The organism is Nocardiopsis salina YIM 90010 (genome assembly GCF_000341025.1).
Lineage (GTDB): Bacteria > Actinomycetota > Actinomycetes > Streptosporangiales > Streptosporangiaceae > Nocardiopsis > Nocardiopsis salina.
Map to the genome: position 1 here is coordinate 1 of NZ_ANBF01000119.1, position 14,549 is coordinate 14,549.

At 67.7% G+C, this 14,549-nt stretch carries 12 protein-coding genes and 2 pseudogenes; 4 read left to right on the forward strand and 10 right to left on the reverse strand.

Going from position 1 to position 14,549, the window contains the following annotated elements; all coding sequences use genetic code 11:
* Positions 1 to 128: 128 nt before the first annotated feature.
* Positions 129 to 1,265, forward strand: a complete 1,137-nt coding sequence (locus D474_RS28570; RefSeq protein ID WP_239647065.1) for a thiolase family protein — start codon at positions 129 to 131, stop codon at positions 1,263 to 1,265.
* On the opposite strand, the gene D474_RS0112730 is transcribed toward D474_RS28570, so the two are convergent.
* From D474_RS0112730 to D474_RS0112740, 3 genes are all read right to left on the reverse strand, one after another.
* Positions 1,246 to 1,476: a DUF2283 domain-containing protein gene (locus D474_RS0112730; protein WP_017613942.1), complete on the reverse strand. Its 231-nt coding sequence runs from the start codon at positions 1,474 to 1,476 to the stop codon at positions 1,246 to 1,248. The genes D474_RS28570 and D474_RS0112730 overlap by 20 nt on opposite strands.
* A gap of 35 nt (positions 1,477 to 1,511) precedes the next feature.
* Positions 1,512 to 1,880, reverse strand: coding sequence for a VOC family protein (locus D474_RS0112735; RefSeq protein WP_017613943.1), 369 nt, complete (start codon positions 1,878 to 1,880; stop codon positions 1,512 to 1,514).
* An 83-nt stretch (positions 1,881 to 1,963) separates the two neighbouring features.
* Entirely contained in the window at positions 1,964 to 2,962 is a 999-nt protein-coding gene (locus tag D474_RS0112740; RefSeq protein WP_017613944.1) for an aminoglycoside phosphotransferase family protein, read from the reverse strand.
* 318 nt (positions 2,963 to 3,280) lie between these two features.
* Here D474_RS0112740 and D474_RS28575 point away from each other — a divergent pair, with 318 nt between their 5' ends.
* Positions 3,281 to 4,375 carry an ArsO family NAD(P)H-dependent flavin-containing monooxygenase gene (locus D474_RS28575; RefSeq protein ID WP_017613945.1) on the forward strand — a complete coding sequence of 365 codons (1,095 nt, stop codon included), beginning with the start codon at positions 3,281 to 3,283 and terminating at the stop codon, positions 4,373 to 4,375.
* 646 nt (positions 4,376 to 5,021) lie between these two features.
* Here D474_RS28575 and D474_RS34100 read toward each other — a convergent pair.
* The 6 genes and pseudogenes from D474_RS34100 to D474_RS28580 form a co-directional block, all read right to left on the reverse strand.
* Positions 5,022 to 6,647, reverse strand: a complete 1,626-nt coding sequence (locus D474_RS34100; RefSeq protein WP_338045283.1) for a tetratricopeptide repeat protein — start codon at positions 6,645 to 6,647, stop codon at positions 5,022 to 5,024.
* Positions 6,587 to 8,182, reverse strand: a complete 1,596-nt coding sequence (locus tag D474_RS33345) for a trypsin-like serine protease (RefSeq protein ID WP_026118436.1) — start codon at positions 8,180 to 8,182, stop codon at positions 6,587 to 6,589. The genes D474_RS34100 and D474_RS33345 overlap by 61 nt, the downstream gene beginning before the upstream one ends.
* Positions 8,183 to 8,232: 50 nt before the next feature.
* Positions 8,233 to 8,571 carry a trypco2 family protein gene (locus D474_RS0112760; protein ID WP_017613947.1) on the reverse strand — a complete coding sequence of 113 codons (339 nt, stop codon included), beginning with the start codon at positions 8,569 to 8,571 and terminating at the stop codon, positions 8,233 to 8,235.
* 339 nt (positions 8,572 to 8,910) lie between these two features.
* Positions 8,911 to 9,150 (reverse strand): annotated as a pseudogene (locus tag D474_RS34285) (pentapeptide repeat-containing protein); the annotation flags it as partial.
* Positions 9,138 to 9,365 (reverse strand): hypothetical protein, encoded by a 228-nt coding sequence (locus tag D474_RS0112770; RefSeq protein WP_017613949.1) that lies wholly within the window; start codon positions 9,363 to 9,365, stop codon positions 9,138 to 9,140. The pseudogene D474_RS34285 and the gene D474_RS0112770, both read right to left, overlap by 13 nt.
* A gap of 454 nt (positions 9,366 to 9,819) precedes the next feature.
* Positions 9,820 to 10,347, reverse strand: a complete 528-nt coding sequence (locus D474_RS28580) for a DUF5753 domain-containing protein (protein ID WP_275040788.1) — start codon at positions 10,345 to 10,347, stop codon at positions 9,820 to 9,822.
* A 648-nt stretch (positions 10,348 to 10,995) separates the two neighbouring features.
* On the opposite strand from D474_RS28580, the gene D474_RS0112780 reads away from it, so the two are divergent.
* Both D474_RS0112780 and D474_RS0112785 read left to right on the forward strand, forming a co-directional pair.
* On the forward strand, positions 10,996 to 12,228 hold the full coding sequence (locus tag D474_RS0112780; protein WP_017613951.1) for a winged helix-turn-helix domain-containing protein: 1,233 nt from the start codon (positions 10,996 to 10,998) through the stop codon (positions 12,226 to 12,228).
* A gap of 41 nt (positions 12,229 to 12,269) precedes the next feature.
* Positions 12,270 to 12,464 (forward strand): annotated as a pseudogene (locus D474_RS0112785) (integrase core domain-containing protein); the annotation flags it as partial.
* Positions 12,465 to 12,690: 226 nt separating this feature from the next.
* On the opposite strand, the gene D474_RS0112790 reads toward D474_RS0112785, so the two are convergent.
* A complete protein-coding gene (locus D474_RS0112790; protein ID WP_017613953.1) occupies positions 12,691 to 13,986 on the reverse strand; it encodes an IS701 family transposase in 1,296 nt (431 codons plus the stop codon).
* Positions 13,987 to 14,549 lie beyond the last annotated feature (563 nt).

Genomic DNA, 14,549 nt, shown 5'->3' on the forward strand with positions numbered 1-14,549 from the left:
CGCTCACCACCAGCGGCAAGGTTGACCCGCAGCAGATCCTCGACCGGATGGAGGCCGACGATGGCAGCGTCCGCCGCCTCGCCTGACCCCGGCCCCCGCACCCCGGTGATCGTGGCCGCCCGCCNGCCATCGGCCGCGCGGGCGGGGTCTTCCGCGACACCCCAGCAGAGGCGCTCCTCGCCGGGACGATCACCGCCGTACTCGACGAGAGCGGCCTCCCCGCCAACGGCGTGGACGAGGTCGTGGCCGGCAACGCCGCGGGCCCCGGCGGCAACCCCGCCCGCCTCGGCGCACTCACCGCCGGTCTTCCCTTCCACGTGCCCGGCGTCACGGTGGACCGCCAGTGCGGGGCCGGCCTCGAAGCCGTCGTCCAGGCCTGCCGGATGATCGCCTCCGGGGCCGCAGACGCCGTGCTCGCCGGGGGAGTGGAGAGCGTCAGCACCGCACCCTGGCGGGCCGCACGCCCCGCCGACCGGGTGTCCGCGCCGGTCTTCCACGAGCGCGCCCGCTTCTCCCCCGACAGCGTGGGCGACCCCGACATGGGGGTGGCCGCCGAGAACGTCGCCCGCGCCCACGGCATCACCCGGGAACGCCAGGACGCCTTCGCCGCACGCAGCCACCAGCGTGCCGTCGCCGCACGTGAACGTGGCGCCTTCGACGCCGAGATCGCCCGGCTCGGACGCTTCGGCCCCGGCACCGACCGCGACGAGTGCCCGCGCCCGCGCGCCTCCGCAGAACGCTTCGCCCGCCTGCGTCCTGCCTTCGTCGAGGGCGGCACCGTCACCGCGGGCAACTCGTGCCCGCTCAACGACGGCGCGAGCATGCTCCTGGTCACGACCGCCGAGCGCGCCCGCGCCCTCGGGTACCTGCACGCGCTCGCCTTCACCGGTGCGGCCGCCGCGGGCGTGGACCCCAACCTCCTCGGGATGGGCGCAGTCGCCTCCACACACAGACTCCAGCGGCGGAACCCGGGGACGCAGCCCGCCACCGCGGACGTGGTCGAGTTCAACGAGGCATTCGCGTCGCAGACCCTGGCATGCCTGGACGAACTCGGCATCGACCCCGCGCACGCCAACGCCGACGGGGGAGCGCTCGCCCTCGGGCACCCCTACGGGGCGAGCGGAGCGGTGCTGGTCACCCGCTCCTACACGCAGCTTCTGCGTGAGGTCGAACCCCGCCCGGGAGCGACCGCGCTCGCGACGATGGCCGTCGCCGGCGGTCTCGGGGTCTCCGCGCTCTTCACCGTCACGGCGCTGCCCGCCTGACGCGCCCGGGGTGAGCTCGACCCCGACCGGGGTGCGCGGCGCCGTCGAGGACCTCCGGCGCGAGCACCTCGGAGGCGTTGAGGACCTCGACACCCAGCAGGCGCCCCTCGGCGTCGAAGTCGAGGGTGACCTCGCCCCGGCCGCCCGGGGTCGCGATCGAGTGGATCTGCTGTGCGGCCTCGCCCGGCGCGATCGGGCGGCCCAGCGTCACGTACGTCGGCGTCGTAGGTGAGTTCCATGCCGACCTCAGTACTCCAGGCAGAACGGGTGGCCGGCCGGGTCGGTGTAAACCCGGAACCGGTCGTCGGCGTCCTCCTCGACCTTGACCTTGCGCAGCGGGTGCGCACCCAGCTCCAGGGCCAGCCGTTCGGCCTCCTCGATGTCGTCGACCTCGACGTCGAGATGGATCTGCTGGGGACGTTCCGGGTCGGGCCACTCCGGCGGCCGGTGGTCGGGTGCGCGCTGGAAGGCCAGGCCCCAGCCCTCGCCGACCAGCACGTACACCCAGTCGTCGGAACGGTGGGAGACCTCCTTGCCGAGCAGACCGGCGTAGAAGCGCGCGAGGGCGTCCGGGTCGGGGCAGTCGAGGACCACGGAGTGCAGGCGTGGGTTCATGCCCCACAGTGTCGCACCGGGCCCCGACGTTCCACGGGGCTGACACCGCGGTGCGTCCCGCCCCGTTCCTCGGGGCCGACGGGTCACCGCCGGGCCACGACCGCCCGCGCCTGCGCCAGCAGCCCGGTGTCGGAGAAGACCCCCTCGACGTGGCCCAGCGCCTCACGCCGGTCGCCGTCCGAGCCCGCCGGGTCGAGCACCACCCCGGCCAGTTCCGAGGCGTCCTCCAGCACCCGCAGGCCCCGGTAGTACGTGAGCAGGTCCGGGTCGACAGAGTAGGCCCCGTACCCCTCGAGGAACCACTCCTGCTGGCGCCCGGTCACGGGCCGGTCCGCGAGCACCCCGCCGCCCAGGACGAACATGAGGTCGCGCTCGGCGGGTGCGAGCACGGCGTCGTCGAAGTCCAACAGCACCGGGCGTCCGTCCTCGGCCACCACGATGTTCCCGAGATGCGGGTCCGCGTGGCACGGTACGGAACGGGGCAGGTCGGCCCGGGTACGCAGCCTCGCGCCGAGGTCGAGCGTGCGCCGGTGCACTTTTCTGAGTGCGGGACGGTGGGCTTGCCACAGCTCGGTCAGGCGCGCAGTGATCCCTGAGGAGGACGCTCCTTCGAGCTCGGCGTCGACCTTCTCGAAGTAGTCGCCCCAGCGGCTCGGGTCGAAGTCCTCCCGCGGTACGCGTTTGTTCACCTGGCCCACGACGGGAAGCGAGTGCAGCGCCGACAGCAGTTGCCCGAACGCGTACCATCCCGGACGGCCGAGGGGAGTGTCCCAGGCGCTGTCGCCGTCGACCCAGCGTGTGACCGACAGGCGTGCGTCACCGACGTCGACCCACAGGGACCGGCCCCGGGTGGGCACGGGGGGCGGGGCGCTCCCGGCCCGGATCGCGTCGAGTGCGGCCGGCAGCACCATCCCCGCCGGGGAGCCGCTGCCGCTCCACTTGACCGCGAACCGCCGACCCCTGGCGTCCACCGCCTTCCACAGGGAGGCCGCCAGGTCCGCGCCCCCGTCGATCGGGGTGAGCTCCAACCCCTGCAGCTCGTAGTGCTCGCCGATCGCGGTGGTGACCTCGTCCGGGACCATGTTCCTCCTCGCACGCGTGCTCCGCCCCCGGGCCGGGGGCGGTCGGCCGCGCGCAAGGCACGGCCACCAGCATCGTAGGAGGTCGGAGCCGGGGCGCCGCCTGATTCGTTCGCTCTGTTCCGGACGCTCCGGAGAAGAAGGGACACGTCTGGAATGTGTGTGTTGTGCCCGGTTTCCCAGCGGTGGGGCCGGCGCCGTCCGTCCGGAAGTGGCCGGTGCCGGGGCCCAGGGGGCGCACCCGGGAGCGAACCCGGAAACCCCCGGCTGGGATACTGTCCGTCGCTTCTGCGACCTTGGGAGGACATCTTGGGCACGCCCGTGCGCACCGTCGACGTCGCCGTCATCGGTGGCGGCCCGGCAGGGCTGGCAGCCGGGTACTTTCTCCGGCGTGCAGGGGCGGACTGCGTCATCCTCGACGGCCAGGGCGACCCGGGCGGGTTCTGGAACGGCTACTGGAACGGTTACTGGGACTCCCTGCGGCTGCTCTCCTCGGCCGAGCACAGCTCCCTGCCGGGGTGGTCGATGCCGAAGGAACCGGGGCAGGATCGCCCGTCGGCACAGCACGTCGCCGGCTACCTGGCCGAGTACGAGCGCCGCCACGACCTGCCCGTGCACCGTCCGGTGACCGTGAACGAGGTGCGCCGGGCCGACGGTGCGCTGGAGGTGGTCGGTTCCACGGGGACGTGGCGGACCCGGCACGTGGTCAGCGCGACCGGGACCTGGCGGCGCCCCCACACACCCGACCACCCCGGCCGGGAGCTGTTCGAGGGCAGGCAGCTGCACACTGTGGACTACCGCCGCCCGGAGGAGTTCGCCGGGCAGCGGGTGGTGGTCGTGGGCAGCGGAAACTCCGCGGCGCAGCTCCTGGCCGAGCTCTCGGAGGTCGCGGACACCATGTGGGTCACCCGGCGCCCTCCCCGCTTCATGACGGACGACGTGTACGGTCGCGTGCTGTGCGACACGGCCACCCGCCGCGGCCCGGCCGGGGCNCTGGACGACATCGTGATGGTGCCGGGTGTGCGCCGGGCACGGGACCGGGGTGTGCTCGAGGCGCGGCCGATGTTCGACCGGCTCACCCGGACCGGCGTGGCCTGGGCCGACGGCGGCGAGTGGGCGGCCGACGCGGTCCTGTGGTGCACGGGGTTCCGTCCGACCCTGGGCCACCTGGACCCGCTGGAGCCGTTCGACCCCGACGGCGGGGTCCCCCTCGACGGGAACCGCTGCCTCCGGGAGCCGTACCTGCACCTGCTCGGCTACGGCGACTGGACCGGTGCCGCCTCCGACACGCTGCTCGGCGTGGGCCATGCCGCCGAGGCCGCCGTCGCCCCCATCGTCGAGGACCTGAAGACAGGGCAACGGGACGCCCCGGACGCACGAGGACCCGGGGTGCAAGTCGGGGAGAACGCGCTCTGACCTGGCTACTTACTGGCTGGGGCCGGGGTGGGACCCTGATCGAATCCGCGCGTCGGAAAGGATCGAGTGGACCACGGAGTCACGCCGCCGGTGTCGGTTCGGAGGGGGCCTGCGGATGCGGCCTTCCTCGGCTATGCCGGCGCGGTTCATCACGGCTTGTGAGGCGGGTTCTCGGGGGAACGTACGCCTCAGACGCGGGCACGCCGGAGCTGCTCGAATCGAGCCTCAGCAGATGCCGGGCGAACCCTGCCTCGAAGCGTCCTCAGAGTGAGGTCCTCGGCGTGCTGGAGGCAGCGGGGAGGCAGCGGAGCACACGCGGAGCACGGCAAGGGACCCGAACGCACGAAAACCCCGGGTCCGAACGGGTGGGAACGCGTTCTGACCTGGGGTTTTCCCTGGTAGGGCCCCGGGGGATCGAACCCCGAACCCGCGGATTAAAAGTTCCCTGGATACGTGCCGCCACGTGTCACCGCGTACCGTTTCGTGCCGATCCATCCGATCCGCGGTGTCGCCGGATGCCACCCGATGCCGCCCGGTGTCGTTTCGGTACGTAGCCACGGAGCACCAACGGAGCACACGCGGGCCGGTGGCGGTATCCAATGGCACCTCGCGAGGTACTCGTCGGACACCCTCCCGTGTTTCCCTTCTATATTCCACCAGGCCCGGGATTTCTTAGTTTCGCTAACAGTTGGCGAGACTCCTCCAGGTCTTCCTGGTTGGTGGGGTGCTCCTCTGCCAGGATTATCCGGATCTCTACAGCTTGAGTTGTGGAGTTTAGTGCTTCCTCGGTTCGTTCCAGATGTGACAACGCCACAGCTTGTTTATGCAGGGCAGCGGAGAAAATGGACTGATGGGAGTCTGGGTTTTCTTTCGTCAGAGTACGGAGGATCCCGACTGCGTGGTTTATGGCATCAAGAGCGCTCTCAGCATCCCCCAAGGCGCTTCGGCCAGTGGCTTGATTGAGTAGGGCTAAAGCGAGGAGAGAACCGTAGGCCGTGGGTCGATGTTTGGCCAGCGCCTCGTATAGGGGTACCGCTTGGTCGCTTGTTTCGAGCGCTTCTTCGTACCGGCCAAGGCGTCCCAGGTCGGCGGCTAGGCTGTTCAGAGCATGGGCCAGCTCGGGGCGGTATGCATCGGGGTTTTGTTGGTCCAGCTTGCGGCGGATGCTAAGCGATTGTTTGGTTGCACCAAGTGCTTCTTCATGCCGTCCAAGGGCGGACAGGCGATTGGATCTGTAGCTGAGTGATGCCGCCAGATCGGGGTGATGAGTGTTGGGGTTTTGTTTAGCCAAGCTGTGGAGAATGCTGAGAGCTTGGTCGTTTACATCGAGCGCTTGCTTTTCCCATTTCAGGGACGCAAGGCTAATGGATTTGCTGTGTAGGGCTATGGCAAGATTGGGATAGTGGGAATCGGGATCAATTTCGACCAAGGTTTGAAATATCCCGACTGCCTCGGTGCTGGATTCGAGTGCTTTTTTATTCTTTCCAAGTGCCACTAAATGGCTGGCTTTATTGTTCAGGCACTCGGCGAGACTGGGGTGGCAAATTCCGGGGTTGTTTTTATCTATAATGCGAAGGACGATGAGTGCCCGGTCGCATTCTTCGAGTGCTTTTTCGTATCGCCCCAGGGCCGCCAGGCGAGTGCCGTGATTTGTCAAGTATTTGGCGAAGGCGAGGAGATAGGAACCAGGGTTCCGGACTGCTCGTTCTCGAAGTGCGTCGACTACGCGTGCAGTCAGGCGTTCTGCCCACTCATCCAGGCGCTGAGTGAAGCGGGGGAGAGTATCGATGAGCTGTATGAGGATCTCGAGTGAGGTCTCAAGGCTATCTGTGATCTCCTCCAACGCTCGGATGAGCGGTCCAGGGTTCTCTAACTGGGTGCTGACCTCAATAACCGCTGGGGCCAACGTGCGAATGTGTCGTGTGCACAGAGCGGTCAGGCAGCCACTCAGGCAGGCCAGAGCGGAGTGTGCGGCCGCTCGGGCGTACAGGGTCACCAGACGTTCGGCGTCCGTCGTGGTGATGGTGTCCAGGTGCGCGTCGAACAGCCCGGGGTTGCGCTGGAGGCGTTGGCCGAGGAAGTACTCCAACAGCCGGTCGGGCTGAAGCTGTCCGCACACCCCAGGGCCGTCCGTGGGGTACAGGCCGGTGACCCACCGGCGGACCTGGTGTCTGCGGGCGGTGGTCTGTCCCTCCAAGACGGCCGCATCCTTTAGGAGCTGGTCTGCTCCCTCGATGCTGGTGGGCGTGAGGGCGAAGGCCAGGGCCAGCACGTCCCGCAGCGGTTGTGCGAGCTCGGCCTCTCCCAGGCTGTGGGCGGCGGCGGTCTGGTCCCAGTACCGGTACTCGTGGGCCAGCACCCGCCCCTCCACTGCACCGTCGGCGGTGACACTCGTGGAGGCTTGGCTTGCGTCGCATCCAGAAGGTCGGCCAGTGCGCGCATGTGCACACTCAGCACGGTGCCCCACTCGGAACCCGACAGGTCCGGCTCCGTCAAGTCGGCCGCGATCTGGGCCCAGTCGGCCGGCCCCGGTGTGCGGGCCGCCGGTAGAGCGCGGGCCAAGTGGTGCAGGGCGGTGCGGTACTCCCGGGCGCGCTCGACGGTGCGGGGCGCCATAGGTGGCAGGGCCAGTTGTTGGGTGATGTCGGCCAGGAGGTGACCGGTGGCGGTGTTGACTTGCTCCCACCACTCGCCCAGCGTGCGCACCAACAACAGCAGGCGGACGGGGGAACTGCCCGGGGGCCGGTCGCACAGCTCGAGCAAACGGACCAGTTGGGCGGTGCGGGTCTCGGCGTAGTCCAGCACCAGCAGCAGAGGGGCCGTGGTGTCCTTGATGCGGTCGAGCTCTTCGGTGGTCGCGTTGTCCCTGAGCCACAGGGTGGCCCACCGCCGCTCCTGGGCGTCGGGGCGGGCCAGGCGTGCGGTGAGTTCATGGCCCAGTCGGGTCTTGCCCTGTCCGCCGGGACCGTACAGCACCATGGCCGAGAGCGCCCCATCGTCACCGCACCACTGTGACAAGGTGTCCATCACCTGTTCGCGGCCGTGGAAGTCCACCACCCGGCGGTGCGCCTCCAAAAGGGAGGCCGGCGAAGGGCGCTGGTGTGGGCGCGGGCTGTGGGCAAGATGGGTGAGCTCGGCCGGCTCCAACACTTGGGACACACCGTGCTCGGCCAACACCTTCCGGAACCCCGGGTCGTCATGCAGGACGTAGGCGGGAACGATTTCCAGGGCGGCGTGGTCGCGGTGCTCGAGGTCGGCGGACACCACACCCACCAGCACTTGGCCGTCGCCACAGCGCATCGCTGCCCCGGACAGCCCCGCCCACAGCGAACGGCCCTGCTCCTGTTGTCGGAACCCGTGTTGGTGCCGGTTGGGCGGGTGGTCGCTCAGGTCCATCACGTGCCGGTGGTTGACGAAGTGGTTGCCCGGAGCGACCGTGCCCACCAGTTGCGCGGTCTCCACAGCCCGACCGTCGCGTTGCACCAGATCGGGAAAGCCCCACACCTCACAGAGCGTGCGGGGAGCGGTGGTGACCAGCCGCCCCCACCGAGTGGTCACCGCACGCTCGGTCCAGTCCGGGTCAGTGACCTCGACCAGAGCGGCGTCGTCAGGGCCCTTCGGGGTTCCGCGCCAGATGACTGCCCCGGTATAGGGCCGGTGGTCGGTAGCGGTGCGCACCCGTACCTGACCACCGACTTCGGGGACCACATGGGCGCCGGTCAGTACCAGGCGGGGGGCGATCACGTACCCCGAACCGTTGCTGGTGGGGGTGGTGATGCGGGTGATACGCGGGGCGGTGTCCACCATGTACTCCGGTTACCGACACAGGACCAACGGCTCAGACGGGTGCGGGCATCTCAGCGGGTGAATGACGGGGGCGGGGTGTCCTGATCGGTGTCGCGTCGGGTGCTGTTGATGGACACGTCACCGCCGGGGCGAGCGGCGTTGTGCGGGGTGAGAGTGAAGGCGACCTTGTGACTGCTGGTGCGCCCCGCTCCGACCTCGGCCTCGCCAGTGGCGATCCAGGCCGAGAACCCGCCCTTGGCCTTGGCGTCGGCTCGGAACTGGACCTCGAACTCCATCTGGATCGGGCCGACCTCGAAGGTCAGGTCCTGGCCCTGGGCCTGTTGGGCCGCCTGGTCGAGTTCGTAGCGCAGGGTCTGGACAGCAGCGGCGAGACGCAGTTCGTGCTCCACACGATCTCCTCAGAAGACGGGTTCCGATCACGGCCGTTTCACGATCGCAGAGCTCCTGCCGGGGACGTCTGGCTAAGCGTGGCCGCATGTGGCCACACCGTCGCCTGGTCTCGCCTCGGCGCCGCCTCCTTGCTAGGCAGGCTCTGCCTGCCTAGCAAATGGGTTCTGAAGCTTCGCCGAGCTCCACTCAGCGAATCGTCAGTCGAGGTCGAAGACCTCGGGATCGCGTGTACTGCTGTTGGTGAATACCGTTGCCCAGCGCTCTCGTGTGAAGCCGACGACCTTGGAAGCGTCGACGAAGGCGAAGCACGCCATACGCAGCCCTTCCGCGCCCCGAAAGCTCGTCCCATGCATCGTTGATCGATGAAACATTGTGCCGTCCAACAGAGTCGAAGACAGGTCAGCCGACGAGAGATCAGCATCCGCTACGAAAGCGCTTCGCATGTCGGCGCAAATCAGCGAAGCACGCCTCAGGCTTGCCTCCTCAAGGCGAGCGTCGGCGAGCCTGACACAGAGGGTTGTGCCTGCCGGGCACCTCGCGAGCGAACGCTGATCGATGCCCGCTCTCAAGCGCTCCACTCGTAGGAGAGCACGACGGAGTCACGCCAGTCGGCGTCGGTGCGGAGGTGCCTGCGGATACGGCTTTCTTCGGCCATGCCGCCGACGCAATTCCTAACGACTTGCCAAGCGGGGTTCTCGAGGGATCGTGCGACCCAGATGCGGGCGTACCGGAGCTGGTCGAACCCGAGCATCATCACCTGCGTGCGGCGCGGGAGCGCACAGCACCCTGCCATTGAGGCTGGTCTCAACGCCCTGGGCCTGGTGGCGCACCGGCAGCAAACCCCGACCGACTAGACCAATCGTGCTTCATTCCCTCAGCCTACGGCCATCCCCTTCGTCGTGAGGTTCCAGGATGCGGCGCTGCAGTGACGCAACTCCGCCCCGAATCCGGGGCTGTGGAAAACTCCGTTCCGCGACGACGGCGAGGTCGCCGAGCTGATCGGGACGTTTTGCTCGCTGGGTTCTTCCCTGTTCACCACTTGTGCCGGCCTCGCTGCTCGCCCCGACCTTGACCGCGGACGGCAGCCGGCCGAGGAGACCGTGAGCCTGATAGTCGAGACAGCCGTGGAGGACGTATAGCCGACCTCCATGCGTCCCACCCAGAGAGCTCACGGAGGCCAGCAGTGAACGGGCTTGGCCCGGAATCCCTAGGCATGGGGGTTCACGGGGAACCGCGCCCCATTAGGGTCAGTGGTCCGCCTCGGTCAGGCGCTTGATCACCTCTCGCGCATCCTCCTCCTTCAGCGAGAGCTGCAGGAGTTCGTCGTACAACGAGATGTAGCTGTGCACATCGGGAGTCTCGGAGACCGTCACTGGTTTGGTGACCGTGCCGATGTGCACCAAAGAGTCGTCGAAGATCGTGAACTCGTGCGGCACAACCGGCGAAGGCACATCATCGGGCAGAATCGCGATCTCGATCGTCCGGTACGTGGACAGGTGAAGCAGCCGCTCGTACTGAGCCACCATCAGTGCAGGTGAACCGAAGGAACGCCGCAGAGCACTCTCCGTGATGACGAAGCCGAAGTTTCGGCCCCCTTCGAAGAGGATCCGTTGGCGCTGCATACGCAGAGCAATCCCCTCGGGGACCTGTTCGGGCTTGATGGTCGGGCTGGCTTTGAGGACCTCTTCCGCATATTCCGCCGTTTGGAGGAGGCCGGGTAGCACGACGAGATGGTAACCGCATCGCTTTCGGGCCTCGTATTCCCGGTCCCTGATGTAGGTCTGCCGGGGCTCCTGCTGTGCCTCGGTCTGCTACCGGGTGAGTTCGCTCATCGATGCAGGCCTGACCCCGCTCGTCGCGACGCCGTTCCTTGCCTGCTGCGGGCCCTCAACGACGATCTTCGTGGTGGGCCGCACGCGCAGGACGCTGTTGCCCGTCGTCGGGAGGGCCGGCCAAGTCCAGGCCACGCCGCCGGAGCGCACCCAAGGGTGAGGCCAGCTTCGAGGCGGGCGCCCACGCCGTGGCCGGGGCCGGATACGCAGGTCCTCGAAGAACCGCGGATGAACACCCACGCCCACTGTCGGCGACAACCGAGAAGGTCTCTCACAGGCTACCCGCCCAAGGAGTGCAGCCGTCGCAGACATCCGCCACCGGTCAATGTTCCGCGCACACTTCACCTGTGGGTATGAGTTGGGAGCGGGCCACCTGTCGAGCAGTTGCAATGCTGCCTACGTTCGCCGGGCCGTGGGTGAACTGAGGATCTGATTGCTTGCCAACTGGCGCAAGCCATGATGAAGATGCGACATCCTGCGGGGCCGAATGTGGCCGGGACCGGTGTCTGCAACGCGGGTGCGCCCGGATTGACTAGATCGGATATCACCACATTTCTGACGCCTGAGGGGTTCCGACGTTACAGTGACGGCATGGCTGACCCACACCCCCGCCGCGACTCCGTCCTCTCCCCGCCCCAGGCGCGCCGGATCGCGATCGCCGCACAAGGATTCACGGACCCACCCCCCTCGGGCACGCCCAACCTCGCCCACTTGGGACGGGTCTTGGGCCGAACGGGCCTGCTCCAGATCGACAGCGTGAACGTTCTGACGCGCAGCCAGTACTTGCCCGTGTTCGCGCGTATGGGCGCCTACGATCCGGCACTGCTGGACCGGGCCGCCACCACCGCCACCGGTTCGAGCCGAGCCCGTCTCGTCGAGACTTGGGCGCACGAGGCGAGCTTGGTGCCACCCGCCACCCGCCAGCTGTTGCGCTATCGCATGGACGCAGAGCGGGAACGGGAATTCGAGATGGATCCCCATGATTTCGGGCTCGTCGACAAAGTCATAGCAGAGATCGAGCACATCGGACCGGCCACGGCACGGGAAGTAGAGGAGGCGCTCTCCCACGACGCGCCTCGCACCAAGGAGCACTGGGGGTGGAACTGGTCCGAGGTCAAGAAAGCCCTGGAATACGCCTTCCGGGTCGGTGACCTGTGCTCGAACGGCCGCAATTCCCAGTTCGAGCGCCGCTACGACCTGACCGAGCGGGTCCTGCCCGCCGAGCATCTGAACAGCCCGCAACTGGGCCCGCAGGAGGCCGCACGCGAACTCGCAGCAATCGCCGCCCGCTCCCACGGCGTGGCGACAGAGCAGTGCCTGCGCGACTACTTCCGGCTGCCCGCGCGTCTGTCCAAGCCGGCCGTGGCCGATCTGGTCGACTCCGGCGAACTCGCCCCAGTCACTGTGCAGGGCTGGAACCGTCCCGCCTACCTGCACCGGGACGCCCGGGTACCGCGTTCGGTGAACGCACGGGCCTTGCTGAGCCCCTTCGACTCCCTGGTGTGGACCCGCGGCCGCACAAAGGACTTGTTCGGATTCCGCTATCGGTTGGAGATCTACGTGCCCGCGCACCAGCGTGTGCACGGGTACTACGTGCTGCCGTTCCTGCTCGGCGAGGATCTGGTGGCCCGAGTGGACCTCAAAGCCGACCGTCGGGCGGGGGTCCTGCTGGCCCAACGCGTCACGCTCGAGCCCGAGGCTCCCGACGAGACGTTGCCCCAGCTCATCAAGCAGCTTGAAGAGATGGCCGCGTGGCTCGGCCTGGAATACGGCGTCTCCGGTCCGGGCCTGGATGCTCAGATGAGATCCACCGACGGAAAGTAGCTTCGAACCTGCGTGCATCCCGTCGGAAGTGGCGTGTGCCCTCGAGCAAGGTCGAGCGGTTTCACCGCACCTTGCTCGAGGAATGGGCCTACGCCCGGTTCTATACCAGTGAGGATCAGCGCCAGGCGAACTATCCCGGTGTCCCGGATCGGTACAACTACCATCGGCCCCGCACCGGGTACGGAGGTCGGACTCCAGCCGTCCGTGTCACCAACCTGACCGAACGACACACCTGAAATGTAGGTTTCGTGTATCAAGAGGGCAGCCCTGACCTGCAGTGATAGGCAAGATGCCATCACTAGCCCCTGAGAGGATTCCCTGGCCTTCTTCGACAGCTGCCGCCTCGCGCCGCGCTGATCCGAGGGTCAGGATGGAGCGCCCCGATCGCCAGCGAGGAACGAACGACCGTTGACCCCAGTGAAACCGTGGCACTCCTAGTACTCCAGTTGTAGATCCGGTTTGTCATGGTTCTCGGGCGGCCTGTCTGCGGTAATGGCACTGGCGGGCCACGGCTTGGTGCGAGCGTCTGAACAGTGACCAGCCCAGCACGTGCTCGGTATCGGGCTCTTGGGCGGACAGAGCGTTGAGCAGATGAACGATCTCATTGCAGGTCAACGCGACCAAAGCACTCGAAGACGGGCTCTGTTTGCGTCCCTGGGCGGCGGCCATGGCCGCCACGAACGCATAGGCCAGCATCGAAAACAGGCTCCACCGGTGCCAGGAGCACCAGGTGCGCACCTGGTGCTCGTCCAACCCGGCCAACCCCTTGCCCTGCTGGAAGCCTTCCTCGACCGCCCACCGGCGCCCGGCAACAGCCACCAAACGTTGAAGAGGCACCGCCTGGGGCGCGTAGCACCGGTAGAAGGCCAGCTCACCGCTGGTGCGGTTGCGGCGTATCAACACCCACCGGTGCCCCTCGGGGCAGGGCTCGGCCTCAATGAGGGCCCACTCGTAGAAGCGTTGGCCTTTGGCGCCGCTACCGGCCGAGCGCTTCTGCCAGGACTGGCGGGGCAGGAGTACCGCCAGCTCACCGACGCTGGTCGGCCGGCGGGGTAGCAGGATGCGCTCGGTGCGCGGCACGGCCACCACGTAACCGATCCGCTGTTGCTCCAGGGCTTGGCGCAGAGGGGGATTTTGGCCGTAGACCTCATCAGCGGTCACCCACGTCGCTGGGGTGCCGTTGGCCTGGGCGGCGGTGATCATCTGCTGGGCGAGTTCGGGTTTGGTTGCGAAGTCCACGTGGTCGGGGACCCCGGCCGCCTGGAGGCGCTGGGGCTCCTGGGTCCAGGCCTGGGGCAGGTAGAGGCGGTGGTCGATCAGGGCGTGGCCTGCGCCGGTGGCATAGGCGAGGTAGAGGGCGACCTGAGCGTTCTCGATGCGGCCGGCGGTTCCTGTGTACTGGCGTTGGACACCGATGGTTGTGGTGCCTTTCTTCAGGTCGCCGGTCTCGTCCACGACCAGGACCGCATCCTGTTCTCCCAGGTGGGTGCGGGCGTAGGTGTGTAGGTCGGCGATCAGGTCTTCTTCGTCCACTCTGGCCCGTGCCAGCAGGTGTTGGAAGCGGTAGGGGCTGGTGTGGCCGGCGTGTTCGGCCAGGGTCCAGCAGTTCTTACGCGCCAGCGGGGCGAGCAGGCCGCGTAGGAGGTCGCCGACGGTGCGGCGGGGCTCGGGTCGGGCCAGGCCGGGGGAGATGGTCTGGATCAGGTCGTTCAGCCGGTGTGGCCAGCGTCGTGCCGCTACGCTGAGTTCAGCGGCCACCGCCGGGTTCTTCGTTGTCTTCACAACCATCGATGATCACGCGGTGGCCGTCTGTGTGTCCGGTGAATCCCCAGATCAGCAGCTTGCCGTGCTGCCATCTCAGACATATGGGTTCAGGCCAGAGCAAACCGGAACTACAACTGGAGTACTAGGCTGGCGGAGAAGACCCCTCGACAGGTTCTGTATAAGACCGGCGGGAGAAGACCGTGCGGCTCGCGTGTCATGCGCGACGCGCGTTCAGACTGATATACGCGGGTTGGCTACCCCAGGACGGACTGCTTCGGCGGGAACGAGGCCGTGCCTCTAGAGATCGAGCGTGGCCCGCACGGAGGGCTGCTCACAGGTGTCTCGCGGATCGTTCCTCACGCGGGCTCCGTAGGCGTCCTCCCACCGGTCGGTTTTTGGAACCGGGGCTCATGGCTCCAGCACGGCCAGGCTCCAGCACCACCCGGCCAGTTCCCCGGCTACAGCCACCATGGTCACCGAGGGTTTCTTGCCGCGGGCATCGAAACGGGCCCAGCGCCGGTGCAGGCGGTGGTTACATGCACGGACCCGGGACCGGA